A 23153-nucleotide genomic window follows, 5' to 3' on the forward strand; every position below is an offset into this window, starting at 1 on the left:
GGCGCGGTTCAGTGCCGCGCCGGCCGGTATTCGGGCACCACCTCGGCGAGCCGGCTGCGCACCTCGGCGTCGGCCACGGCGTGGCGTGCGCCCACCCAGTCGAGCAGGGTCTGCACATCCACGGCGTCCTCGCTGGGCGCCAGCCGGGCGATGCGCAGGCGGGCGAAGCGCGTGGGCAGCGTCGCATCGGCGTCGGCGAGCAGCTCCTCGTAGAGCTTCTCGCCCGGGCGCAGGCCGCTGAAGGTGATCGGGATCTCCTCGGGCGTGTGGCCACTCATGCGGATCAGGTCGCGCGCGAGGTCGACGATCTTCACCGGCTCGCCCATGTCGAGCACGAAGACCTGGCCGCTCTCGCCGATGGCGCCAGCCTGCACCACCAGCCGCGCCGCCTCGGGAATGGTCATGAAGTAGCGCGTGATCTCCGGGTGCGTCACCGTCACCGGGCCGCCGCGGGCGATCTGCTCCTTGAACTTCGGGATCACGCTGCCCGACGAGCCCAGCACGTTGCCAAAGCGCACCGCCATGAAGCGCGTGCGCCAGCCCTGGCTGGCCGCCTGGGCCGCCAGACGCGAGATCACCATCTCGGCGGCGCGCTTGGTCGCCCCCATCACGTTGGTCGGGTTGACCGCCTTGTCGGTGGAGATCAGCACGAAGCGCTCGGCACCCGCCCCGGCCGCGGCCCGGGCGGCGTTCCAGGTGCCCACGGTGTTGTTGCGCAGCGCCGCGAAGGCGTTCTCCTCCTCCATCAGCGGCACGTGCTTGTAGGCCGCGGCGTGGAAGACCACCTGCGGGCGCACCTGGCCAAAGGTGGCCTGCAGCAGCGCAAAGTCCCGCACGTCGCCCACCAGCCGCAGCAGCGGGATGTGCGGAAACTGCTCGCTCAGCTCCTGCTCGATGCGGTACAGCGCGAACTCGCTCAGCTCGTAGAGCACCAGCCTCAACGGGCCGTAGCGCGCCACCTGGCGGCACAGCTCGGAGCCGATCGAGCCGCCCGCGCCGGTGATGAGCACCACCTTGCCGGACAGGCACTCGCTGATGCCGCCCTCGTCGAGCTGCACCGGCTCGCGGCCCAGCAGGTCCTCGGGCTCGATGTCGCGCACCCGGGCCAGCGGCTGGCCCTCGCTCAGCTCGGCCGCGGTGGGCACCGTCACCACCGGCAGGTGGGTGGCTGCGGCCAGGTCCAGCGCGCGGCGGCGCTCGGTCGGCGTGGCCGACGGTAGCGCAACGATGATGTGGCTGATGCCATGCAGCGAGGCCCAGCGCGGCGCACTGTCCAGAGGGCCGAGCACCGGCACGTTGCCGATGCGCTGGCCGTGCTTGCGCCGGTTGTCGTCCAGCAGGCCGACCACCACCCAGCCGTGGTGCTGGATGCCGGCAATCAGCAGCTTGGCGGCGTCGCCCGCGCCCATCACCAGCGCCCGGCGGGTCTCGACCGAGCTGCCGGAGATGCGCCCGCGCATGTGCTCGTAGAGCATGCGGTAGCTGATGCGCACCATCGCCAGCCCCATCAGGCTGACCACCGGGTGCAGCGCCAGCACCGCGCGCGGCACCTGCGCCAGCTGCGCCATCAGCACGCCCACCGCGCCGACCAGCCCGGCGATCGCGCAGGCCAGCGTGAGGCGCTGCACCTCGCCAAAGCCCGAGAAACGCCACATGCCCTTGGGCACGTGCAGCGCCACGAACACCACCAGGTAGAGCATCACCAGACCCAGCATGACCCAGTGGTCATAGGGCGGGCGGGCCGAGTGCCAGCGCTCGAAACCGAGCCGGAACAGATAGGTGATGTGCCAGCAGGCGGCGATCACCCCCGCGTCGATCAGCAGCGCGAAGCCCTCCCGGTGCGGCCGCACGCGGGTGAGCAGGCTGTCGAGGTGTTGCCAGTTCATGGGTCTCTTCAACGCTTGAGCAGCGCCGCCAGCGTACGCGCGATCAGGGTCAGGTCGGTGGCCACGCCCGCTGCATCGACGTAACGTGCCTGCAGCGCCAGCTTGCGCGGCAGCACCTCCTCGCGGTAGGCGCGGTCCGGGTCGGCGCTGCCGGCCAGCAGATCGTTCTCGTCGCGGAACTCGATCGAGGCGAAATCGGTGATGCCCGGGCGCACCGAAAGGATCTTCTCGCGCAGCGCCGCCGGGTAGAGCGCCACGTAGCGCGGCACCTCGGGGCGCGGGCCGACCAGGCTCATGTCGCCCAGCAGCACATCGAAGAGCTGCGCCAGTTCGTCGAGCTTGCTGCGGCGCAGCCAGGCGCCCACGCGGGTGATGCGCGCATCACCACCGACGGTGATCTGCGGCCCGCGGTCGCCCGGGTTGTGCGTCATCGTGCGGAACTTGTGGATGCGGAACTCACGCCCGCCCCGGCCCACGCGCACCTGGCGGTAGAACACCGGCCCGGGCGAATCGAGCCGGATCGCCAGCGCGACCAGCGCCAGCAGCGGCGCCAGCAGCAGCAGGCCCAGGCCCGCGCCGAGCAGGTCCAGCAGTCGCTTGGCCATCGGCCCGGTCAACCTTCCCGTCGCACCGGCGCGCTCAACCCCGCAGCGCCTGGCGCAGCGCGGTGGCAACGCGGTCCACGTCCGCCTCGGTCATGCGCGAGTACAGCGGGATGCTGAGCATGCGCTCGTAGGCGTGCTGGCTCTTCGGGAAGTCTTCGGCCTGCAGGTCGTAGCGCTCGCGCCAGTAGGGGTGCAGGTGCAGCGGGATGTAGTGCACGCTGCAGCCAATGCCGGCGGCATAGAGCGCCTCGATCAGCGCATCGCGGCCGATCGGTGCGTCCTCGGCCAGCCGGATCACATAGAGGTGCCAGGCGTGCGTGTCGCCCGCCGCCGGCTGGGGCGGCAGGATCAGCGGCAGGTCGGCCAGCAGGGCGTCGTAGCGTGCCGCCAGCGCGGCGCGGCGCTGCTGGAAGGCGTGCGCGCGCTGCAGCTGGTGGATGCCCAGCGCGGCGGCGATGTCGGTCAGGTTGTACTTGAAGCCGGGCGCGACGATCTCGTAGTACCAGCTCGGCACCTTGGCGGTGAAGCGGTCGAAGGCGTCGCGGTTGATGCCATGCAGGCGCATCACCTTGGCGCGCGCGGCGATGGCCGCATCGCGCGTGACCAGCATGCCGCCCTCGCCGGTGGTGATGGTCTTGTTGGCGTAGAAGCTGAACACCGTCACGTCGCTGTCGAGCGTGCCGATGAGCTGGCCGTCGCAGGTGGTGGGCAGCGCGTGCGCGGCGTCCTCGACCACCTTCAGGCCATGGCGCCGGGCGATGGCCGCGATGCGGCCCATGTCGGCCGCGCGGCCGGCGTAGTGCACCGGCATCACGGCCTTGGTGCGCGGCGTGATCGCGGCCTCGAAGGCGTCCACGTCGATGCACAGCGTGGCGGGGTCCACGTCAACCAGCTTCACGTCCGCACCGAGGTAGCGCACCACCTCGGCGGTGGCGGTGAAGGTGTGGGTGGTGGTGATCACCTCGTCGCCCGGGCCAATGCCCAGCGCCTCCAGCGCCAGGTGCAGGCCGGCGGTGGCGGAGTTGACCGCGATCGCCTCCAGCGACGGGTCGCCCAGGAAGGCGACGAAGTCCTGCTCGAAGCGCCGTGCCTTCGGCCCGGTGGTGACCCAGCCGGAGCGCAGGGTGTCGACCACCTCGGCGATCTCGGCCTCGCCGATCTCCGGCAGCGCGAAGGGCAGGAAGGGCAGCTTGTTCGGGTCGGAAGGTTCGGTGGCGGACATGGCAGTGATGCGGGCGCGCAACAGTTTGGACGGCGGCGAACCGCACATACTAAACCAGTCGCCCTCGGGTAGACCCGGAGGGCCGGCGCGGCCCACCCCATCCAGGCGCCTGCCCGATGGGACGACCCGCCCGTCAGTCGGTGCGATCGTTGTCCACCTCGCAGCGCGGATCAGGCCCCGAGCCGGTGGCGCTGACCTCCTCCTGCGGCAAGCTGAAGGTGACCTGGAACCAGGTGCAGTCCCAGCTGTTCCATCGGTAGCTCCAGACGCGCTGCGCCAGGCGCGCGTAGGCGTGGTCCTGCGTGGGCGTACCGAACTCGCGCCGCACCTGCGCCAGCGACCAGCCCGGCTGCACGCGCGCAAAACTCGGTCCTTCAAGCACCTGGGTCCAGCTCTGCACCCGGCCGGCAGCGTCCACGTCCACCATGAAGGTGTGCAGCCCGGCCGGGCCGCGGGCGTACTCCAGCCGTGTCGTGCCGTCCGGCAGCGCGTGGCGGGCGGTGGGCTCGCCCATGCGCTGGCGCAGGGCATCGACCGGGCTGCCGAGAGCCAGCTCGCCCGGCGCGTAGGCCACGCAGCCGGCCAGCACAGCGGCGCCCAGCAACACCAGCGGGCACGACATTCGCTGCACACGGGAGGGCAAAGCGGGCGGAAGGACTTCGGGCAGGGCGCTCATGTCGTTCTCCACAAGGGCAGGAGCGAGCATGCGCCCTCTGGCCCGACCCTGCCAGCAACAGCGGCTTGCACCGCGAGGCGGATCAGGCCGGCTTGCTCAGCCAGACCAGGCGGTGGGTGCGCAGCAGCGGCAGCGCATTGCATAGCGAATAGAGCGCCGGGTGCAGGGCGCACACGCGCCGGGCGATGGGCGGGGCCAGCGTCACGCGCTGCGCGCGCATCGTCGCCTGCGGGAAGAGCGTGCGCACCCGCGCCAGCGGCACGCCGCGCACATCCGGGTTGCGCGGGTTGTCGACGGCGAAGTCGTACCAGAGCACCGCGCCCCCCGGCTTCACCCAGCGCCACATGGCCTCGGCCAGGTGCTGCTGGAAGGCATCGTCGAGCAGGGAGGAGAACACCGTAGCCTGGAACACCAAGTCGCAGCTGGCCGGCGCGATGGGTGCCGTGGTGGCGTCGCCCAGGTAGAGGGCGGTGCGCTCGGGCAGCATCGCACGCGCCTGGGCATAGCGCTCGGGCAGCAGCTCCAGGCCGGCCAGGTGCTCGGGGCGAAAGCCGAAGCGGAGGAATTCGAGCAGGTTGCCGCCCGCGCCACAGCCCACCTCGATCAACCGGCGCGGCGCCAGGTCGAACCAGCCCTGCGCGGCGAACAGCCGCAGCATCGCGCGCTGGCGCTCCTGCACGGTCTGCCAGACGTCGGGCTGGAGGAGGCTGTAGCGGTCCGGCCCCACCCCGACGCCTCCCGCCGCCGCGGCCAGCGCCTGGGCGACCACCTCGCGGCGGGCGTAGCGCTCGGCAACGGCATCGGTTTCGTCACGGGGCAGGCTGCTCATGGCGGCAGACTACCTGCGCAGCGTGACCTGCGCAGCGGGAAGATCCCGCGATCCTGGCGACGACCGGCGCGGCGCAGCGTTGGCTGTCACGCGCCAGCGACAGTGCCGCAGGCGCTCAGGAAGCGCCGGGCCAGCACCGGGTAGGTGTGATTGGCCAGCACGAAGGCCCGGCCGCGCTCGCCCATCGCCCGGCGCTCATCGGCCGGCAGGGCAGCCAGGCGGCGCAGGCCGTCGGCCACCGCCGCCGCATCGTCCGGCGGCACGGTCAGGCCGCAGCCCGCCTCGGCCACCGGGTCGTTGCCGGCGTCCACGCTGTGCAGCACCACGCAGCCGGCCATCAGGTAGTCCATCAACTTGTTGGGGGCGATGCCGAAGCGGTAGATCGGCACGCGCTGCCAGCCGATGTAGGCGATGTCGATGGCGGCCAGGAAGCTCGGGATCTGCGCCTTCGGGATCGGCGGACACATCGTCACGTTGGCCAGTCCCTCGGCGGCCACGCGGGCGGCCAGCTGCTCGCGCTCGTGGCCGTCACCCACCATCACGATCTGCAGCGGCTCGCCCTGCAGGCGCTTTGCGGCGTCGAGCAGCGTGTCGAGCGCATTCGGCCGGCCCATCGAGCCGGCGTAGCCCACCACCGTGGAACCGGCCGCGCGCGCCGCGGCGATCGCCTGGGCCACGTCGTCGCGCAGCGGCGGCGCGCTGCCGCTCCACTCGTCGAGCGTGATGCCGTTGGGCACGATGGTGAGCTTCTTCAGGTCCAGCCCGCGGCTGGCCATGTAGTCGTGCACCTTGGGCAGCATCGAGATGACGACGTCGGCATCCCGGTAGGCGTCGTCCTCGGCCTTTTGCACCATCATGATGAAGGGGTGCCGGCGCGACATGCCCGACAGCTCGATCGGCGACAGCGGCCAGAGGTCGTGCACCTCGAAGACCAGCTTGGCGCCCGCACGGCGGGCGAGGCGCCGCGCCACCCAGATGTCCATCGGGTAGGTGGACGAGGCGATCACCACGTCCGGCCGGACCTCGGCGATCAGCGCAGCGGTGGCGGCCCAGACCTGGCGCAGGAAGGCCCAGATGTTCCGGATCCGCCCCAGGCCGTTGCCCTGGTAGGCCGGCGCGGGAAACCAGCGGTAGGTGATGCCGTCGACCACCTCGCGGTGTGGCGCCGCGAGCGGCGCGCCGTTCACCTGCGGCTGGCGCGCGCGCACGTGCGAAAAGCCGGCGGCGACCATCGTCACCGCATGGCCGGCACGCACCCACTCGCGCGCCAGGTAGTAGGGCCGGTACTCCATGCCCAGGGCGGGCGAGCCGGCGTAGTGGTTCAGGTAGAGGATGTTCATGAACGGGACGCGGGCATCAGCTGCCCAAGGCGGTCGAGCAGCCCGGCCACGGCCGGCGCGAACAGGCCGTGCGCCTGCACCCAGCCGCGGTTGGCGCGGGCGATCTCGCCGGCCCGCTCAGCCAGCGGCTGCAGCCGGCCGCTGGTTGGCCACTGGCCATCGGCCAGGATCAGGCCGTTCTCGCCGGGGCGCACCAGCTCGTGGTTGGCCGGCAGGTCGGAGAGGATCGGGATGCAGCCGTGCCCCATCGCCTCCAGCACGGAGACGGCCACCGAATCACTTTCCGGCAGGCTGAGGTACCAGGTGGCGCGGGCGTACTGGCGATCCTGCGCGGCGGCGTCGAGCCGGCCGACGAACTCGACCTTGCCCGCCAGGTCCGGGCGCTGGGCACGCGACACCAGCGCCGCGCGCAGCGAGCCGTCGTTGGCCACCACCAGGTGCGCCTCGGGCTGCACGGTGGCGATCGCGGCAAAGGCCTCCAGCACCCGCTCGGGCCGGTAGATCGGCTCCAGCCCGCGGTTGGCAAAGCAGCGCCAGGGCTCCTTGCCCGCCGAGGGCGGCGGCATGCGCTCCAGGCCGAAGGGGAAGACGCGCACCTCGCGGGCGCCCAGCGCACGCATCTCGGCGGCCATGTGCTCGGAGTCGCTGGTGGTCAGCGTGCAGGCGCGCAGGATGCGCCGCGTCAGCCAGCGCAGCGCGGCACTGCGCCGTGGTGTGACCAGGATGTCGCTGCCCCAGGCCGAGCCGACCAGCCGGCCGCGCAGCCGCCAGCCCAGCTTCGCGGCCCAGGCCAGCGCGCCGTGCGAGGTCAGGTAGTGCGGGTGGATCCAGTCGGCATCCACCTGCCGCAGCCAGCGTGCCAGCTCGGGCAGGTGGCGCAGCACGCCCACATTGCCGCCGCCATGCGCCACCTCGGCGCCCAGCGCCAGGCGGCGCCAGCTTGGCACCAGGCCGTCGAAGCCGGGCGCGAAGCCGCGGCTCGACGCCACCCACAGCTCCACCTCGGGCGCCAGCGCCCGCGCCCATTTCAGCAGGTGCGGGCTCTCGGCATCACCGATCAGCACATGGCGCCAGCGCTTGTCGCGGGAGGCCCCGACGGTGGGCGCCGACTGGAAGGGCGACGGGGCCGCCACAGGCCGCGGCCGGGGGGGAGGCAGGTTGCGCCGCGCCATCGCTCAGCGCCCCCGCGGCCGGCGCCGGCCCGCGCTGGGCGCCTCGCCGGCCCAGGCCTCGTAAAAGGGCAGCAGCTCAGGGTGGCGTACCAGCCAGGCCTCGTCGCCGCGGCGGCTGTCACCCACCACCCGCCCGGGCACGCCCTCGATGACCGAAAAGTCGGTGAACTCGCCCCGCACCTGCGCGCCGGCGCAGACGATGCAGCCACGCCCGAGCCGGGTGTTGGCCTCGATCAGGCTGTGCGGGCCGATGAAGGAATAGGCGCCGATGTGCACCGGCCCGGCGATCCAGCCCGGGCGCGGCGGCGTGACGTGCGCCTTCTTCGGCAGCGGCTTGCCGGAGATCCAGTCCGGCTGCGGCGGCTCGGCGCCCTCGGGCGACCAGTCCGGCAGCGCGGCCGGCCAGTCGGCATAGGCCCGGCCGAGCAGTCGCTGCGCGCGGTGCGAGCTGTGCGTGACGATGGCGACGTGGCTGGTGACCTGCACGCCCTCGTCGATCGTCACCCCGCCGCTGGCCTCGATGAAGTTGAAGTGGCCAATGAAGACATGGTCGGCCAACGTGAGTTGATCCTCGTGCTCGATGCAGGTCGACGGCGAGATGCGCGTGTGCGGCAGCAGCCGCCCCTGCGAGCGCTCGCCGAACAGCGGCCGGAACTTCAGCGCACGCAGCCAGCGGCGACGCCAGCGGTTCAGCATGGCGCGCAAGGCGGTCGATCGAGTCGGTGACAAGGTTTCAGGCTCTCGGTGGGGCAGTTGCAACCGACGATCATGCACCAGCAGGCGGGGCCGCAGCGGCGACGGGTTCGGGCAGCGGCCAAGTCGCCAGGCGCCAGAAGTACCAGCCGAAGTAGCCGAGCATCGCCAGCGACACCGCCCACCCGGCACCCGCCAGCCCCCCCAGGTGCAGCCCCAGCGCCAGCGCGCCGACGAACGCCGCCTGCCCCCACAGCGCCAGACGCAGCGCCCAGGCCTGCGCGCCCCAGGCCATCGTCACCACCGCCAGCGGCGCGGCGACGAAGTGCGCGCCCACGTAGAGCGCCAGCGCCCGCGCCAGCAGCCCGGCATCCCGCCAGCCCGCGCCAAAGGCCAGCTCGAAAGCCCAGGGCCCCAGCCACCACAGCCCGCCCACCAGCGGCAGCGCCAGCAGCGCGAGCAGGCCCATCACCTGCCGCACCGCAGTCCGGCCTGCCGCCGTGGGCACCCCGGCAGAACCGCCAGCCACCACCAGCTTGGGATACAGCGCCTGCGATACCGCCGAGCCCACCAGCGAGGCCGGCGCCTTCAGGTAGCGCAGCGCCAGCCCCCAGAACCCCGCGGCCGCCGGGCCGAGAGCGGCCGCGATCAGCGCCAGCGAGAGGCTGTCCTGCAGCGCGCCCAGGAAGGCGTGCGGCGTGTTCAACAAGGGGAAATCGCGGTGCCGGCGGGCCGTCTCGCCCAGGCCGGGCTGCGCGGCGCCAGGGGCCAGCTTCGGCGTCGCGCCGCGCCCGAGCAGCCAGGCGGCGCCCGCCTGCGCCAGCACCGGCGCCAGGATCAGCCCCTGCACCCCGGCGTGCAGCCAGCCCGCCGCGAACTGGGCAACGCTCGCGCCGCTGTACTGGATCACCCGCGCCACGGCCAACGCCCGAAAGCGCTGCGCCCGCGTGGCCGCCATGCTGGCGAGCGACAGCACCCCGCCCACCGCCACCGCCGGCCCCAGCCAGAGCGCCCAGCCGTGCCCCGCGACCAGCGCCCAGCCGGCACCGCCCAGCAGCGCCAGCGCGCCGACCACTGCCAGGATGCGCCGGCACAGCCGCCACAGCGCGCGCGCCTCGCCATCGTCCAGCGCCAGCGGCAGCGCAAACTCGTAGCGCGCGCAGGCCACCACCGCGAGGTTGATCGCCACCGCGGCGAACAGGTGGTAAGCGCCGAACTCCTCCGGCGAGTACAGCCGCGTCAGCAGCGGGCCGAGCAGCAGCGGCAGCGCCTGCGCGAAGGCGCCACCGGCCAGCAACGTCAGCGTGGCCTTCCACAGGCCACGGGTACCGGCACTCATGTTTGGGGTCAGGTCTTGTCTTTGAACCCGTCGTCAGAGCGCCGCCAGCGCGTCGGCCAGCGCCGCGACGACGCGGTCCTGGTCGGCCTCGCTCAGGTCGGCGCTCATCGGCAGGCTCATCACCCGCTGCGCCGCGGCGATGCTCGCCGGGCAGGCGTCGACCGGGGCGTAGGCCGCGTAGGCGCCCTGGTGGTGCGCCGGCTTCGGGTAGTGGATCGCGGTGGGCACGCCGGCGGCCTGAAGCGCCGCCTGCACGCGCGCGCGCTGCGGCACGAAGACGGTGTACTGGGCCCAGACGCAGTCGCGGTCCGGCCGCACGGCCAGCAGGCCGAGGCCCTGGGCCTGCAGCGGCGCGAGCAGGCGGCCGTAGCGGTCGCCGATCTCGCGGCGGCGCTGCAGCTCCCAGTCGAAGCGCTCCAGCTTGGCCAGCACCACCGCGCACTGCAGCGTGTCCATGCGCCCGCCCACGCCCACGCGGGTGTGGGTATAGCGCGCGCTCTGGCCGTGCACGCGGATCTCGCGCGCCGCCTGCGCCAGCGCCGCGTCGTCGGTGAACAGCGCGCCGCCGTCGCCGTAGCAGCCCAGCGGCTTGCTGGGGAAGAAGCTGGTGCAGCCGAAGGTGGACAGGCCGCAGCTTTCCCGGCCTTGGTAGCGGGAGCCGAAGCTCTGCGCCGCGTCCTCGATCACCGGCAGGCCGTGCTTCGCGGCCACGGCGTTGATCTCGGCCATGTCCGCCACCTGGCCGTACAGGCTCACCGGCATGATGGCCTTGGTCCGCGGGGTGATGGCCGCCTCGATCAGGCGCGCATCGAGGTTGCAGCTGTCCGGCTCGATGTCCACGAACACCGGGCGCGCGCCGACCAGCACGATCACCTCGGCGGTGGCCGCGAAGGTGAAGGGCGAGGTGATCACCTCGTCGCCCGGCCCGACGCCCAGCGCCATCAGCGAGATCAGCAGCGCCTCGGTGCCGCTGGAAACGGTGACGCAGTGCGCCACGCCGGTGCGCGCGGCCAGCCGCTCTTCGAGCTGCCGCACCTCCGGGCCCATGATGTACTGGCCGTGGTCGAGCACGCGCTGGATGCCCGCGTCGATCTGCGGCTTGAGGGCCGTGTACTGGGCCTTGAGGTCGATGAATTGCATGGCGGTCGTGGTCCCGGTGGGCCCGGTTCAGTTCAATCGATGCGCTGCACGATCTGCCCGTGCAGCCGGTACTTCTGCCCGGTCACGGGGCAGGCGGCGACCCCTTCGCCGCGGGCAGGCAGCTCCAGGCGCTCGCCGTGCTCGCTCATCCAGCCGATGCGCCGGGCCGGGACGCCGACCATCAGCGCGTAGTCCGGCACGTCGCGGTTGACCACCGAGCCCGCGCCGATGAAGGCGTAGCGGCCCACCGTGCTGCCGCAGACGATGGTGCAGTTGGCTCCCAGCGTGGCGCCCTGGCGGATGACCGTCGGCTTGTACTCGGTCTTGCGCGCCACCGCGGCACGCGGGTTGTAGACGTTGGTGAAGACCATGCTCGGGCCGCAGAACACGTCATCCTCCAGCCGCACCGCGTCGTAGATCGACACGTTGTTCTGGATCTTGGCGCGGTGGCCGATCACGACGTCGTTGCCGACGAAGACGTTCTGGCCCAGCGAGCAGCCGTCACCGATCTGCGCACCGCCGCAGACGTGGCTGAAGTGCCAGACCTTGGTACCGGCGCCAATGCGCGCGCCCTCGTCGATGATGGCGGTGTCGTGGTACCAGGCAGCGGTGGTCACAGTCGTTTTCTCCAGGATGTCATTCACAGCAATTGGACGCCCGGCAGGTTGCGCATGCGGCGATCGAAGGTAGCGACACTGCCCGCGCCACGCGCCGCAGCCTGCACGGCCAACAGGCAGTCCGGGAAATCAGCCGGACCCTGCTCGTACAGCACGAGCGCCTGGCGCACCTCGTCCGCGGATTCCAACGCCAGAGTGGCGTTGACCGTCATCGCCCGCAGCGCCAGGGCCACGGACGCCCGGTCGAATCCATAGGTCCGGCTCAACACCCAGGTCACCTCGGACAGCACCACATCGCTCACCCACAGCGACTCCGGCTCGTCCGCATGGTCGTCGAAGAGTTGCAGCACCTTGGCGAATTGCGCCTCATCGTCGCGCACCAGCAGGCGCACAAGCACATTGGTGTCGACCGCGATCATTCGCCCGCCACCTGACGGGAGCGCGCATCTCGCTCGGCCACCGCGGCTGCGATACCCTCGTCCATGGCCTCCAGGGACATCGCGGGCGCTCCAGGCCGGTGCAGCAGGCCAGCCAGACCCTCGGCACCGCGGGTCAGTGCCCGTACCCGCAGACTGCCGTCGCTCATGAGGTCGATTTCCAGCCGGCTGCCCGGCTCGATGCCCAGCTGCCGCCGCAGCGCCTGCGGCAGCGTGATCTGACCTTTGTCACTGACAACGACTTGCATGGAGCCACTCCGATCAACGAAACACAATCCTACGCTGATCACCAATTCCGATCGACCCATCAAGCTCGGAATCAGAACACCAGCGGCAACCCCACCCGCACGCCGTCGCGGGCGCTGCGGTAGCCGGCGATCAGCACTTCGAGCGAGCGCAGGCCGGAGTAGCCGTCCACCTCGGCGTGGGCCTCGCCGCGCAGGGTCTGGATGACGTTGTCGTAGTACAGCGGGTGGCCGAAGCCGTAGACCGAGGTGGTTGCGTAGCTGGCGGCGCGGATCTCGTCGTCCTCGGGCCGCTTTTCGTCGAATTCCCAGTGCTGCACTTCGTTGACCGCCACGCCGCCGACGCGCACCGTGCCGCGCTCGCCGAGCACGGTGATGGAGCCTTCCAGGTTCTTCGGGTAGGTCAGCATCGTCACGCTGATGCTGGCCAGGCCGCCGGCGCGCAGGCGCAGGCTCATCACGCCGCTGTCCTCGGCCTCGATGTCGCGCGCCTGGGTGGCGGTGTAGGCGTGCACGTTGTCGACCGGGCCGACCAGCCAGTCGACCATGTCGACGTAGTGGCTGGCCTGGTTCATGAAGGCACCGCCGTCCATGTCCCAGCGGCCGCGCCAGGGGGCCTCGTCGTAGTAGCTCTGCGGGCGCGTCCAGAAGACGTTGACCGTCACCATGTGGATGCGGCCGAAGCGCTTCTGGTCGATTGCCCTCTTCAGCAGCTGCATCGTCGCGTTCAGGCGGTTCTGCTTGACGACGAAGAGCTTGACGCCCGCATCACGGCAGGCCTGCACCATCGCCACGCCCTCCTCCCACTTGGTGGCCATCGGCTTTTCGCTCAGCACGTGGCGGCCGGCCTTCGCGACGCGGATGGCCTGCTGCGGGTGCAGGCCGCTGGGGGTGGTGAGCACGACGATGTCAGCGTCCGATCCTGCCAGCAGTGCATCCAGCGAGTGGAAGGCCTGGGCACCGGTCTGCGCCGCAGCGGCCTCGGCACGCTCGGGGACCACGTCACAGACCGCCACCAGCTCGGCGCGGTCGGCATGCTTCTCCAGCGAGCCGAAGTGGTTCTTGGCGATGCGCCCGCAGCCGACCAGGGCGAACTTGATCTTGCGGTCGGTGATCGGGTATGCAGGGAGGGGTGCGGGCAGCGGGGCGGCGGCGGTCATCTCGGGTCCTTCTTGGATTGCTGCAGCGCAGCAGTCCCCCACAACGGGCGGGACGATGCCCAGGAGGACACGGGGTCAACGGCCGGGCAAACCGAGGATTTTAGGGGTCGACCCTGAGGGCAGCCTAAAATTGCAGCAAATTCAACGAGTTGAAATCCAGCCCCATGAGCCAAGCCCAGAACGCGCCCACGCCCGCCACGACCGTGACCGTCGTGGTCGACGACAACCAGCTCATCGCCGAACGCCGCGAGAAGCTCGCCGCCATCCGCGAACAGGCCCGCGCGCAGGGCACGGCCGCCTTCCCGAACGACTTCAAGCCGCGCGACCACGCCGCCGACCTGCACCGTACCTACGAGAGCCGGACCGGCGAAGAACTGGAAGCCACCCCGGTCGCCGCCAGCGTGGGCGGGCGGATGATGCTCAAGCGCGTGATGGGCAAGGCCTGCTTCGCCACGCTGCAGGACGGCTCGGCCGCCGGCAACCCGCGCATCCAGCTCTACATCACGCAGGACGCGGTGGGCGCCGAGACGCTGGCCGCCTTCAAGCGCTGGGACCTGGGCGACATCCTGGGTGCCGAGGGCACGCTGTTCCGCACCAAGACGGGTGAGCTGTCGATCAAGGTCACCTCGATCCGCCTGCTGACCAAGAGCCTGCGCCCGCTGCCGGACAAGTTCCACGGCATGACCGACCAGGAGCAGAAGTACCGCCAGCGCTACGTCGATCTGATCACCGACGACGCCGCACGCGAGCGCTTCCGCGCCCGCAGCAAGGCCGTCTCCAGCATCCGCGAGTTCATGATCGGCCACGACTTCCTGGAAGTCGAGACGCCGATGCTGCACCCGATCCCGGGCGGCGCCAACGCCAAGCCCTTCATCACCCACCACAACGCGCTGGACCAGGAGATGTTCCTGCGCATCGCGCCGGAGCTGTACCTCAAGCGGCTGGTGGTGGGCGGCTTCGAGCGCGTGTTCGAGATCAACCGCAACTTCCGCAACGAAGGCATCTCGGTTCGGCACAACCCCGAATTCACGATGATGGAGTTCTACGCGGCCTACTGGAACCACCACGACCTGATGGACTTCACCGAGCAGGTGTTCCGCCACGCCGCCACGGCCGCCACCGGCTCGGCACGCGTGACCTACGCCGGCAAGGAGGTCCACCTGGACGAGCCCTTCGCCCGCCTGTCGGTGCGCGAGTCGCTGGTGGTGCACGCCGGGCTGACCCACGAGCAGGCCGGCGATGCCGCCTTCCTGCACGAGCGCCTGAAGCACCTTGGCGAAGAGCCCCCGGCGCACTGGACGCTGCCCGAGCTGCAGTTCGGCTTGTTCGAGGCCGCGGTGGAAGAGAAGCTCTGGCAGCCGACCTTCATCATCGACTACCCGGTGGAGGTCAGCCCGCTGGCCCGCGCCTCCGACACGAATCCGGCGATCACCGAGCGCTTCGAGCTCTTCATCACCGGGCGCGAGTACGCCAACGGCTTCTCCGAGCTGAACGACGCCGAGGACCAGGCCGCCCGCTTCCTGGCCCAGGCCAAGAACAAGGACGCCGGCGACGAGGAGGCGATGTACTACGACGCCGACTTCATCCGCGCGCTGGAATACGGCCTGCCCCCGACGGGCGGCTGCGGCATCGGCATCGACCGCCTGATCATGCTGATCACCGACAGCCCCAGCATCCGCGACGTGGTGCTGTTCCCGGCGCTGCGCCGCGAGGGCTGAGGATCCGTCGCCCTGCTTCACCCCATTGAGCGGCGATGCCGCTCAATGCCGCTCGCTGCGGTACGGGCGCGCGACGGTGTTGGCACTCTGCCGCCAAGCCTGTCTTATCAGATTCCCTGGCTAGCGTCGATCGACTCAACATAGCGGTGCTGTCACACGGCAGGCCGTCGGGATGACGAACTTCGATTGCAGAGTCCTGCCCGGCACCGGTAATATCGACCGCCATCAGGTCCTACCCACCGGCCATGAACACGCTCACGATCAAGATCCCGCCGCCGCTCGACGCTGCCTTGGCCGACGCCAGCGCCGCCGCGCAGGTGACGAAGTCGGAGCTGGTGCGGCGTGCCATCTCGGCCTATCTGGCCGGGGCGAAGGCACGCAGTGACCAGCCCAGCGCACTGGAACTCGCGGGCGACCTCGTCGGCTGCTTCGGCGGCGGGCCGGCCGACTTGTCTTCGAATCCGCGCCACCTCGACGATTTCGGTCGACCGTGACCGGTGCGGCCACGATCCTGCTCGACACCGGGCCCTGGGTGGCGCTGCACTGTCGCGACGACCACTTCCACGGATGGGTATGCGATCAGTTCGCCCGGATCACTGGCCCGTTGCTGACCTGTGAGGCGGTGGTGGCCGAAACCTGCTTCCTGCTCGCCCGCAATGGCCACGATCCAGCCAAGGCGCTGAACTTGCTCGGCCGCGGCGTGGTCAAGGTCGGGATGGCGCTGGGGGACGAGGCCACCTCGGTGCAGGCCCTTTTCGAGCGCTACGACAACGTGCCGGCGTCCCTGGCCGATGCCTGCCTGGTGCGCATGAGCGAGCTGTACGAGCCCTGCAGGGTGTTCACGCTGGACTCCGACTTCCACATCTACCGCCGGCATGGCCGCAAAGTGATTCCACTCCTGCGGCCGGAGTGACGGCCCGCCGGGCCTCAGAAAGACGCCCCATCCTGGGGCTGACCGCACAGGCCGTGTACGCTGAGCGCATGGACCTTTCCATTGCGCCCCAAGCCCTTGGCCAGACGCTCAGCCGCACGCTGAGCGTCACGCTCACCCACACGCAGACCGGCATCGAGATCGCCGCCATCGCGGCCTTCGCGCTGTCGGGCGCGATCGAGGGTGCGCGCAAGCGGCTCGACGCGGTGGGCGTCGCGGTGGTGGCCTGCCTCACCGCTTTCGGCGGCGGCACGCTGCGCGACGTGCTGTTGGACCGCCGACCCTTCTTCTGGGTCGAGCACGCCTGGTACATCTGGGTGGTGTTCGGCCTGTGCGCTGCGGCGATGCTGACGATGCGCGCACGTCACTTCCACCCCACCGAGCGCGCGATGCAGTGGCCCGATGCACTCGGCCTGGGGCTGTTCGCCGCCAGCGGCACGCAGATCGCGCTGACCGCCGGCATGCCGGCGCTGGTCGCGGTGCTGATGGGGGTGATCACCTCGGTGTTCGGCGGCGTGCTGCGCGACATCGTCTGCAACCAGATTCCCACCGCCTTCAGCGACCACCGCCCCTACGCGCTGTGCGCCTTTGCCGGCGGCTGGGTGCTGGTGGCGGTGCAGCGCGCCGAGTGGGGCGCCAGCGCGGCACTGGCCGCCGGGGCGCTGGTGGCGATCGTGCTGCGCGTGGCCGGCATGTGGTGGGACTGGCAGCTACCGGCCTGGGACGCGGAACGGCGGCGCTGAGCGGCCGGCCAGCGCGGGCGCGCGTCAGGGTCGCTCCGATGTGCAGGGCCTCCCGGGCGCTGCACACTGGCTGCCGGCCATGACATCCATCAAGGCACAGGAGAACGCCATGCCCCGTTCCGGCCCCCGCACCGCGCCCACCCGGGGCGCCATCGTCCTGCTCATCGCCACCCGAAAGGGCGCCTGGCTGCTGCACGGCGACGCCACGCGGCGCAGCTGGCGCCTGGACGGCCCGCACTTCCATGGTCACAGCATCAGCCACCTGGTGCTGGACCCGCGCGACGGCCGCACCCTGCTCGCCGCGGCGAAAACCGGCCACCTCGGCCCGACGATCTTCCGCTCCACCGACCTCGGCCGCACCTGGAAGGAAGCCTCCCGGCCGCCCGCCTTCGCGCAGCCGAAGGACGGCAGCCCCGCCCGCAGCGTCGACCACACCTTCTGGCTCACCCCCTGCCACGCCAACGAGCCCGGCAGCTGGTACGCCGGCACCTCGCCGCAGGGGCTGTTTCGCAGCGACGACGGCGGCGACACCTGGATGCCGCTGCCCGGCGTGAACGACAACCTGGTGATGCGCGAGTGGATGGGCACGGTGCAGGACGGCACGCCCGATGGCCCCAAGCTGCACTCCATCGTCATCGACCCGGCCGACCCGGCGCACCTGCTGTTCGGCATGTCCGGCGGCGGCGTGCATGAGTCCTTCGACCGCGGCGCCACCTGGCACACGCTGATTGGCGGGCTGGAGGTGGTGGAGGGCTTCGACGCCAGCCAGCCCACCTTCCACGACCCGCATTGCATCCGCGCCTGCCCGAGCCAGCCGACGCGGCTGTACATGCAGAACCACTGCGGCATCTACCGGCTGGACCGGCCATCCGACATCTGGCAGCGCATCGGCCGCAAGATGCCCAAGAAGGTGGGCGACATCGGCTTCCCGATGGTGGTGCACCCGCGCGACGCCGACACCGCCTGGGTGTTCCCGATGGACGGCTCGGGCGTGTGGCCGCGCACCAGCCCGGACGGCCGCCCCGCCGCCTACGTCACCCGCAACGCCGGGCGCAGCTGGCAGCGCCTGGACGCCGGCCTGCCCACCGAGCAGGCCTGGTGGACCGTCAAGCGCCAGGCGATGTGCGCCGACCAGCGCGAGGCGGTGGGGCTGTACGTCGGCAACACGGGTGGTGAGATCTGGATGCTGCGCGATGACGCCAGCCAGGACGCCACCCAGCGCTGGCGCAACATCGCCCGCCACCTGCCGGAGATCTATGCCATCGAGGCGGCCGCTCCGGCGGCGGATTGACGGAGCGGCGCCATGCGCGTGCTGATCCCGAGCGCGCTGCGCTCCTACACCGGCGCGATGTGGGTCGAGCTCGACCTGCCCGCCGCGCCGCCGCCCAGCGTCGGCACGGTGCTCGACGCGCTGGAGACGCGCTTCCCCGGCATGCGCTTTCGCATGGTCGATGAGCGCGGCCAGCTCAGGCCGCACATGCGCTGCTTCGTGGCCGGGCGGGCGGTGCACGACCTGAGGCGCGTGCTGGCGGCGGGGGAAGAACTGCACATCGTGCAGGCACTGAGCGGCGGGTAGACCCTGGAGAGTCGCCCTCCCCCGTTCACGCCGGCTCAGCGCGCGATCGCCGCCACCTTGCTGGAGTTGAACACCCAGGTCTCGACGAAATCGGACCACTCCAGCTTCAGCCCCAGCGCCTTCATGGCACCCACCAGGGCGAACCAGTTGAGCACCTCCTGCTGCGCCGAATCTTCCAGCTGCGGCAGGGTGTAGTTCTCCCAGAAGGCGTAGTCGCCGGCTACCAGGGCTTCGTAGAGCCGCCGGTCGGCCGCCACGTCGGGCTGGATGCGGAAGGTCTTGTCGACCAGGAAGGCGTGCGACCAGCTCGACGACGCCACCACCGCCACCCGCCACGGGCTGGCGCGCAGGATGCGGGCGATCTCCGCGCCGAAGCGCATGCAGCGCCGCGGCGTGGGCGACGGCGGGTCGAGCGGGCGGCCCCGGTCGGCCCAGGGGCTGGCGAAGCCCTTGTAGCTCACCACCGCGCGGCCGTAGCAGTTGACCTGCACGGGCACTACCGGGTAGGGGAAACCACGGCGGTCGTAGTCCAGGTACAGCACCGCGTTCAGGAAGGCGTGCGCCAGCCCCGGGTGGTGCAGCGGCTTGTAGGAGTAGGCGATGTCGAACTCGTTGAGCAGCAGCTCCTCGGCCAGGTGGCGCGCGGCCTGCGGGTGGCCGCGCAGCAGCATCGAGGTGTCGGCCGTCTCCTGCCAGACGTTGGGCTTGCCGCCGCCGTAGGCGTCTTTCGTCTTGGCGTCGAACATCGCCGAGGCGCTGGCATGGCGCCAGGGGTGAACCGTCATGTCGTCATAGGCCTGCACGCAGAAGGCCGGGATGATGTCTTCCTTGAAGTTCTCGTACTGGTCGTCGCCCCAGATCAGCACGAAGTCCGGATTGAACTCGTCCAGCGCCTGGCGCACCTTGCGGCAGCCCACCAGCATGGCCTCGCGGTGGCGGGCTGCGGCCGCGCGGCCCTGATCGTCGCCCCACTCGGCGCGCATCGCCGCCGGCCAGTTCGCCGGATCCTTGGCGTGGGCCGGGATATCCGGGTCGGCCAGCCGGCCGCGCAGGATGCCGGCCATGTTCTCGTCGAAGCCGCTCAGTGGCGGGTAGTGGGACAGCCCCAGCCCCAGGATGTCTGCCATGTCGGTCTCCTCGTGGCGGTTGCGGTCACTGGTAACGGCGGATCGCCGCGCGGGCCTCGTCAAGCAGCGCCCGGCCGTTCAAGCCCTTGGCGCCCACTTCCTTGACCCACTCGTCGTCCACCTGCGCGGTGGCATCGACCCAGCGCTTCGTTTCCTCCGCGCTCAGGGTGACGAAGGTGTTGCCACGGTCCTGGGCGATCTTGCGGGCCGGCGGCAGGGCGGCGTCGGCCACCTTGCCGGCCCAGCGCGAGGCCTCCAGGCCGCTGTTGGCGTCGATCACCTTCTTCAGATCGGGCGGCAGGCTGTCGTACTTCGCCTGATTCATCAGCAGGCCGAAGACGATGGTGGAGACCTTCGGGTGGCCGGCGGGCGTCTCGACGTGCACCTTGGCGATCTCCTGCATCTTCAGCGAGGTGGCCACCTCCCAGGGCAGCATCGCGCCGTCGACCACGCCCTTGGCGATGGCCTCGGGCACCGCCGGCACCGGCATCTGGATCGGCGTGGCGCCCAGCGCGGTGAGGATGCGCGTGCCCAGCCGGGTGGGCGCGCGCACCTTCAGGCCCTTGAGGTCCTCCAGCCGGCGCACCGCCACCTTGCCCATGTGCAGCAGGTTGCCGTCGTTGACGTGCAGCAGCAGCGGCTTGACGCCGCGGTACTCGTCCAGTGCGTTCTTCTGCACGTACTCCCACAGCGCCGGGCTGGCCTTTTCGGCGTGCTCGGTGATGAAGGGCATCTCGAAGACCTCTGTCTTCATGAAGCGCCCGGCCTGGTAGGTCGGCACCGTCCAGACGATGTCCACCGTCCCGTCACGCGCCTGGTCGAAGAGTTGCGGCGGCGTGCCACCCAGTTGCATGGCCGGGTAGAGCTGGCACTTGAGCTTGCCGGCCGACTCCTTCTGCACCTTGGCGCACCAGGGCTGGATCAGGTTCTCGTGGATGTTGGAGGTGGGCGCCAGGAAGTGGTGGACCTTCAGGATCGTTTCCTGGGCCTGGGCGGCCGTGCCGCCGGCGCCGAGTGCGAGCGAAGCGGCCAGCAGCGCCAGCCGCTTCAGGGTTGCGGTTTGCATGGGTGTTGTCTCCGTTGTGTCGTGGTCGTCAAAGCCCGGCCCGCAGGCGGCAGGAACATCGTTGCGCGGCGCAGCGCTCATTCAGGGTCGTTCAGCGTCAGGAAATCCCAGATCCGCTCGGCGATGCGCCCTTCCCAGGTGGCGCGCTGCGCGGCCACCTCGCCTTGCAGCAGCGGCGCCTGCTCGGCCAGCCCCGCGGCCAGCGCGGCGAGTTCGACCCGGGCGGCGTCCTCCAGGAACCAGGCCAGTGCCAATGCCTGCTCGGCGCTGCGCCCCACGGTGACGGCACCGTTCACATTCAGCACGATGGCCGGGCCGGCACCGATGAGCTCGGCCACGCCGGCCGCGGCCACATCGTCGCGCACCAGCGCCGCCTGCGGCCAGAACGGCACCGCGGGCGCAAAGTAGCTGCCAAATCCATGCCGCGCCCGCGGCGTGCGCCCCAGCGCGGCCAGCGCCGTGACCTGCGGCGAGATGAAGCGGCAGATCGCCCCCGCCTCCGGGCGGCGCTGGTAGATCTGCTGGTGGATGCGCACCTCGCCCAGTACACCGGCAGGCAGCGGCCCCTCAAAGGGCACCACGCTGCCCGCGTCGCCCGGCCCGACCGCCAGCATCGGCTTGGGCGCGCAGACTAGGCAGCAGCGCCCATCGAGCCGGACGCTGCAATGGCCGAACGGGCCGGAGAGGCCGCCGCGGCCCAGCGCTCGGGCCATCTGCCGCACGCGGCGTTGGGTGGCCTCGTCCGGGCCGGTTGCTGTCTCCATCCTCGTCGTCCTCCGGGGTGACTGCGCGCTGCCGCCACTGTAGGCCCGGCCTCGCGAATCACGTCATGACATTCGGCGCTGCAAGTCATCGATGCCATCGATGACGGCACCCAGCCATCACCTCGCTCGATGGGATGGCGGTGCGCTACAGCGCCCGCTCGAAGAACTGCCCGTGCAGCAGCTCGCGCAGCCAGGCGTTGCCCGGCTCGCGGTGATAGCGCGGGTGCCAGTACATCGACACCTCGAAGCCCGGAAACGCCACGCGCGGCTCCTGCGCCCGCAGCCCCAGGCGCGGCCCGACCACCCGCGCCAGGTTCGACGGCAGCAGCGCCACCAGCTCCGAGCCCTCCAGGATCGGCGCCACGCTCAGGAAGCTGCCCACCCGCAGGGCGATCGGCGCGCGCACCCGCTCGCTGGTCAGCACCTCCTCCACCGCCGCCGCGTGGTGCGTGCCGGGCGGGGCGGCCACCACATGCCGCAGGCTGCGCATGCGCGCCAGCGTGGGCGGCTCGGCCATGTGCGGGTGGTTCGCATCGGCCACGTAGACGAACCGCTCGGAAAACAGCCGCTGCTGCCGGAAGCGCTTGCCCAGCCCCGGCAGGTAGCCCACCGCCAGGTCGATCGCGCCGCCGGCCAACCCATCGGCCAGCAGCGCCAGATCCGGCGACGAGGTGCGGATCGCCACCCCCGGCGCCACCTGCGCCAGCTGCTCCAGCAGCCGCGGCAGGAACAGGCGCTCGCCGATGTCCGACATGGCGATGTGGAACAGCCGCTCGCTGCGCTCGGGCACGAAGGCGGCGCGCCCTAGTGTGTCGCGCACGATGTCCAGCGCCGCGCGCACCGGCTCGGCCAGCCCATCGGCAAAGGGCGTGGGCTGCACCCCGCGCGGCATGCGCACGAACAACTCGTCGCCATAGGACCGCCGCAGCCGCCCCAGGTTGTGGCTCACCGCCGACTGCGACAGCCCCAGCCGCTGCCCCGCCTCGGTCAGGTTGCGGGTGCGGTAGACGGTGTCGAACAGCTCCAGCAGGTTCAGGTCGACCTGGCGGGCCAGCGGCTTGCCGTGGGGCGGGGTCATGGGCGGCCAGCCTGCTCAGCCGGGCGGGCGCTGGCTCGTCTCACCCCAGGCCCACGCCAGCGTAGACCTCGTCCCAGTCCAGCGCCACGCCCAGCCCTGGCACTGCCAGCCGGCTGCCGCACGGCCAGGGCGCCAGCTCGGTCCACTCGCCCTCGGCCGGCACCCGCTGGCAGTGCCAGGCAGCAGGCTCCAGGCTGGAAATCAGCACGATGTGCTGCAGCCCCGGCAGCTGGCGGTACGCGGCCAGCTTGTCACCGCGGTCGAAGTGCTGCGTAGTGGGCGACAGCACCTCGATCACCAGCCGCGCCTCGGTCAGCTCGTAGGTGGTGGCCGGGCTGCCTGGCTGGCTGCAGTGCACCAGCACGTCGGGGTAGAACACCGCACTGGCCGCGTCGATGCGCAAGCGCATCTCGGTCATCTTGACGCTGCAGGCGCTGCCACGCAGCTTCTGGTGCAGCGCAAAGCCGACATTGCGGATCAGGTCCGCGTGGATCGCGCTCCCACCCGCCATGCCGCGCACCGGCTCGCCCTGGATGGCGTAGATCACCCCGTCCAGGTACTCGTGCTTGTGGCGGCTGGCGTTTTCCAGCACAAGGTAGTCCTCCATCTCGATGTAGGCGACGGCTTTGGCAGGCAGGCCCATGGCGGGGTGGCTCCGTTCTCGGCGGCAGGTGCGAAAGTCGGATCGTATCGGCAACCACCGGAGACGCAACGGCGACCGGGCACGCCACCTCGGCAGGCCCGCAGCCGGTTCTTTATGATCCGCCCCCCAGCCTCCTCCCTCCCATC

At 71.1% G+C, this 23153-nt stretch carries 25 protein-coding genes; 6 read left to right on the forward strand and 19 right to left on the reverse strand.

Going from position 1 to position 23153, the window contains the following annotated elements; translation table 11 throughout:
- Positions 1-8: 8 nt before the first annotated feature.
- The 14 genes from NGK70_RS00050 to NGK70_RS00115 all read right to left on the reverse strand — a co-directional run bounded on the left by NGK70_RS00050 (position 9) and on the right by NGK70_RS00115 (position 13361).
- Positions 9-1886, reverse strand: a complete 1878-nt coding sequence (locus tag NGK70_RS00050; protein WP_251971361.1) for a polysaccharide biosynthesis protein — start codon at positions 1884-1886, stop codon at positions 9-11.
- 8 nt (positions 1887-1894) lie between these two features.
- Positions 1895-2491: a sugar transferase gene (locus NGK70_RS00055; RefSeq protein WP_251971362.1), complete on the reverse strand. Its 597-nt coding sequence runs from the start codon at positions 2489-2491 to the stop codon at positions 1895-1897.
- A 34-nt stretch (positions 2492-2525) separates the two neighbouring features.
- Positions 2526-3713, reverse strand: coding sequence for a DegT/DnrJ/EryC1/StrS family aminotransferase (locus tag NGK70_RS00060; protein WP_251971363.1), 1188 nt, complete (start codon positions 3711-3713; stop codon positions 2526-2528).
- Positions 3714-3846: 133 nt separating this feature from the next.
- Positions 3847-4389 carry a hypothetical protein gene (locus NGK70_RS00065; RefSeq protein WP_251971364.1) on the reverse strand — a complete coding sequence of 181 codons (543 nt, stop codon included), beginning with the start codon at positions 4387-4389 and terminating at the stop codon, positions 3847-3849.
- A gap of 82 nt (positions 4390-4471) precedes the next feature.
- Positions 4472-5218: a class I SAM-dependent methyltransferase gene (locus NGK70_RS00070; RefSeq protein ID WP_251971365.1), complete on the reverse strand. Its 747-nt coding sequence runs from the start codon at positions 5216-5218 to the stop codon at positions 4472-4474.
- 86 nt (positions 5219-5304) lie between these two features.
- Positions 5305-6558 carry a glycosyltransferase family 4 protein gene (locus NGK70_RS00075; protein WP_251971366.1) on the reverse strand — a complete coding sequence of 418 codons (1254 nt, stop codon included), beginning with the start codon at positions 6556-6558 and terminating at the stop codon, positions 5305-5307.
- Complete coding sequence (locus tag NGK70_RS00080; RefSeq protein WP_251971367.1) at positions 6555-7730, reverse strand: glycosyltransferase; 1176 nt, start codon at positions 7728-7730, stop codon at positions 6555-6557. Before NGK70_RS00080 ends, NGK70_RS00075 begins: the two co-directional genes overlap by 4 nt.
- Positions 7731-7733: 3 nt before the next feature.
- Positions 7734-8435, reverse strand: a complete 702-nt coding sequence (locus NGK70_RS00085; protein WP_251971368.1) for an LbetaH domain-containing protein — start codon at positions 8433-8435, stop codon at positions 7734-7736.
- A gap of 61 nt (positions 8436-8496) precedes the next feature.
- Positions 8497-9762, reverse strand: a complete 1266-nt coding sequence (locus NGK70_RS00090) for an oligosaccharide flippase family protein (RefSeq protein WP_251971369.1) — start codon at positions 9760-9762, stop codon at positions 8497-8499.
- A 33-nt stretch (positions 9763-9795) separates the two neighbouring features.
- Positions 9796-10902 carry a DegT/DnrJ/EryC1/StrS family aminotransferase gene (locus NGK70_RS00095; RefSeq protein WP_251971370.1) on the reverse strand — a complete coding sequence of 369 codons (1107 nt, stop codon included), beginning with the start codon at positions 10900-10902 and terminating at the stop codon, positions 9796-9798.
- Positions 10903-10934: 32 nt separating this feature from the next.
- Positions 10935-11519, reverse strand: a complete 585-nt coding sequence (locus NGK70_RS00100; protein WP_251971371.1) for an acyltransferase — start codon at positions 11517-11519, stop codon at positions 10935-10937.
- 23 nt (positions 11520-11542) lie between these two features.
- A complete protein-coding gene (locus NGK70_RS00105; RefSeq protein ID WP_251971372.1) occupies positions 11543-11938 on the reverse strand; it encodes a type II toxin-antitoxin system VapC family toxin in 396 nt (131 codons plus the stop codon).
- Positions 11935-12204 (reverse strand): AbrB/MazE/SpoVT family DNA-binding domain-containing protein, encoded by a 270-nt coding sequence (locus NGK70_RS00110; RefSeq protein ID WP_251971373.1) that lies wholly within the window; start codon positions 12202-12204, stop codon positions 11935-11937. The genes NGK70_RS00105 and NGK70_RS00110 overlap by 4 nt, the downstream gene beginning before the upstream one ends.
- A 71-nt stretch (positions 12205-12275) precedes the next feature.
- Positions 12276-13361, reverse strand: coding sequence for a Gfo/Idh/MocA family protein (locus NGK70_RS00115; RefSeq protein WP_251971374.1), 1086 nt, complete (start codon positions 13359-13361; stop codon positions 12276-12278).
- Between the two features lie 164 nt (positions 13362-13525).
- Between NGK70_RS00115 and lysS the strand changes: the two genes are divergently transcribed.
- The 6 genes from lysS (at position 13526) to NGK70_RS00145 (ending at position 18329) form a co-directional block, all read left to right on the forward strand.
- Entirely contained in the window at positions 13526-15079 is a 1554-nt protein-coding gene (lysS, locus tag NGK70_RS00120) for a lysine--tRNA ligase (protein WP_251971375.1), read from the forward strand.
- A 245-nt stretch (positions 15080-15324) separates the two neighbouring features.
- Positions 15325-15573, forward strand: a complete 249-nt coding sequence (locus tag NGK70_RS00125) for a ribbon-helix-helix protein, CopG family (RefSeq protein ID WP_251971376.1) — start codon at positions 15325-15327, stop codon at positions 15571-15573.
- On the forward strand, positions 15570-15992 hold the full coding sequence (locus NGK70_RS00130; protein ID WP_251971377.1) for a type II toxin-antitoxin system VapC family toxin: 423 nt from the start codon (positions 15570-15572) through the stop codon (positions 15990-15992). Before NGK70_RS00125 ends, NGK70_RS00130 begins: the two co-directional genes overlap by 4 nt.
- Before the next feature lie 68 nt (positions 15993-16060).
- Positions 16061-16753, forward strand: coding sequence for a trimeric intracellular cation channel family protein (locus NGK70_RS00135; RefSeq protein ID WP_251971378.1), 693 nt, complete (start codon positions 16061-16063; stop codon positions 16751-16753).
- A gap of 109 nt (positions 16754-16862) precedes the next feature.
- Positions 16863-18044, forward strand: a complete 1182-nt coding sequence (locus tag NGK70_RS00140) for a glycosyl hydrolase (RefSeq protein WP_251971379.1) — start codon at positions 16863-16865, stop codon at positions 18042-18044.
- A 12-nt stretch (positions 18045-18056) separates the two neighbouring features.
- Complete coding sequence (locus tag NGK70_RS00145; protein ID WP_251971380.1) at positions 18057-18329, forward strand: MoaD/ThiS family protein; 273 nt, start codon at positions 18057-18059, stop codon at positions 18327-18329.
- 35 nt (positions 18330-18364) lie between these two features.
- Here the strand turns inward: NGK70_RS00145 and NGK70_RS00150 are convergent, their stop codons facing one another.
- From NGK70_RS00150 to NGK70_RS00170, 5 genes are all read right to left on the reverse strand, one after another.
- The gene (locus NGK70_RS00150; protein ID WP_251971381.1) at positions 18365-19456 is read right to left on the reverse strand and encodes a class III extradiol ring-cleavage dioxygenase family protein; all 1092 of its coding nucleotides are present in this window, start codon (positions 19454-19456) and stop codon (positions 18365-18367) included.
- Positions 19457-19481: 25 nt separating this feature from the next.
- Positions 19482-20522, reverse strand: a complete 1041-nt coding sequence (locus tag NGK70_RS00155; protein WP_251971382.1) for a TRAP transporter substrate-binding protein — start codon at positions 20520-20522, stop codon at positions 19482-19484.
- 77 nt (positions 20523-20599) lie between these two features.
- Positions 20600-21286, reverse strand: a complete 687-nt coding sequence (locus NGK70_RS00160; RefSeq protein WP_251971383.1) for a class II aldolase/adducin family protein — start codon at positions 21284-21286, stop codon at positions 20600-20602.
- Between the two features lie 145 nt (positions 21287-21431).
- Positions 21432-22364 (reverse strand): LysR family transcriptional regulator, encoded by a 933-nt coding sequence (locus NGK70_RS00165; protein WP_251971384.1) that lies wholly within the window; start codon positions 22362-22364, stop codon positions 21432-21434.
- A 40-nt stretch (positions 22365-22404) separates the two neighbouring features.
- Positions 22405-23007: a Uma2 family endonuclease gene (locus NGK70_RS00170; protein ID WP_251971385.1), complete on the reverse strand. Its 603-nt coding sequence runs from the start codon at positions 23005-23007 to the stop codon at positions 22405-22407.
- Positions 23008-23153: the final 146 nt, after the last annotated feature.

The sequence above is a fragment of the Sphaerotilus microaerophilus genome (assembly GCF_023734135.1).
Taxonomy (GTDB): domain Bacteria; phylum Pseudomonadota; class Gammaproteobacteria; order Burkholderiales; family Burkholderiaceae_C; genus Sphaerotilus; species Sphaerotilus microaerophilus.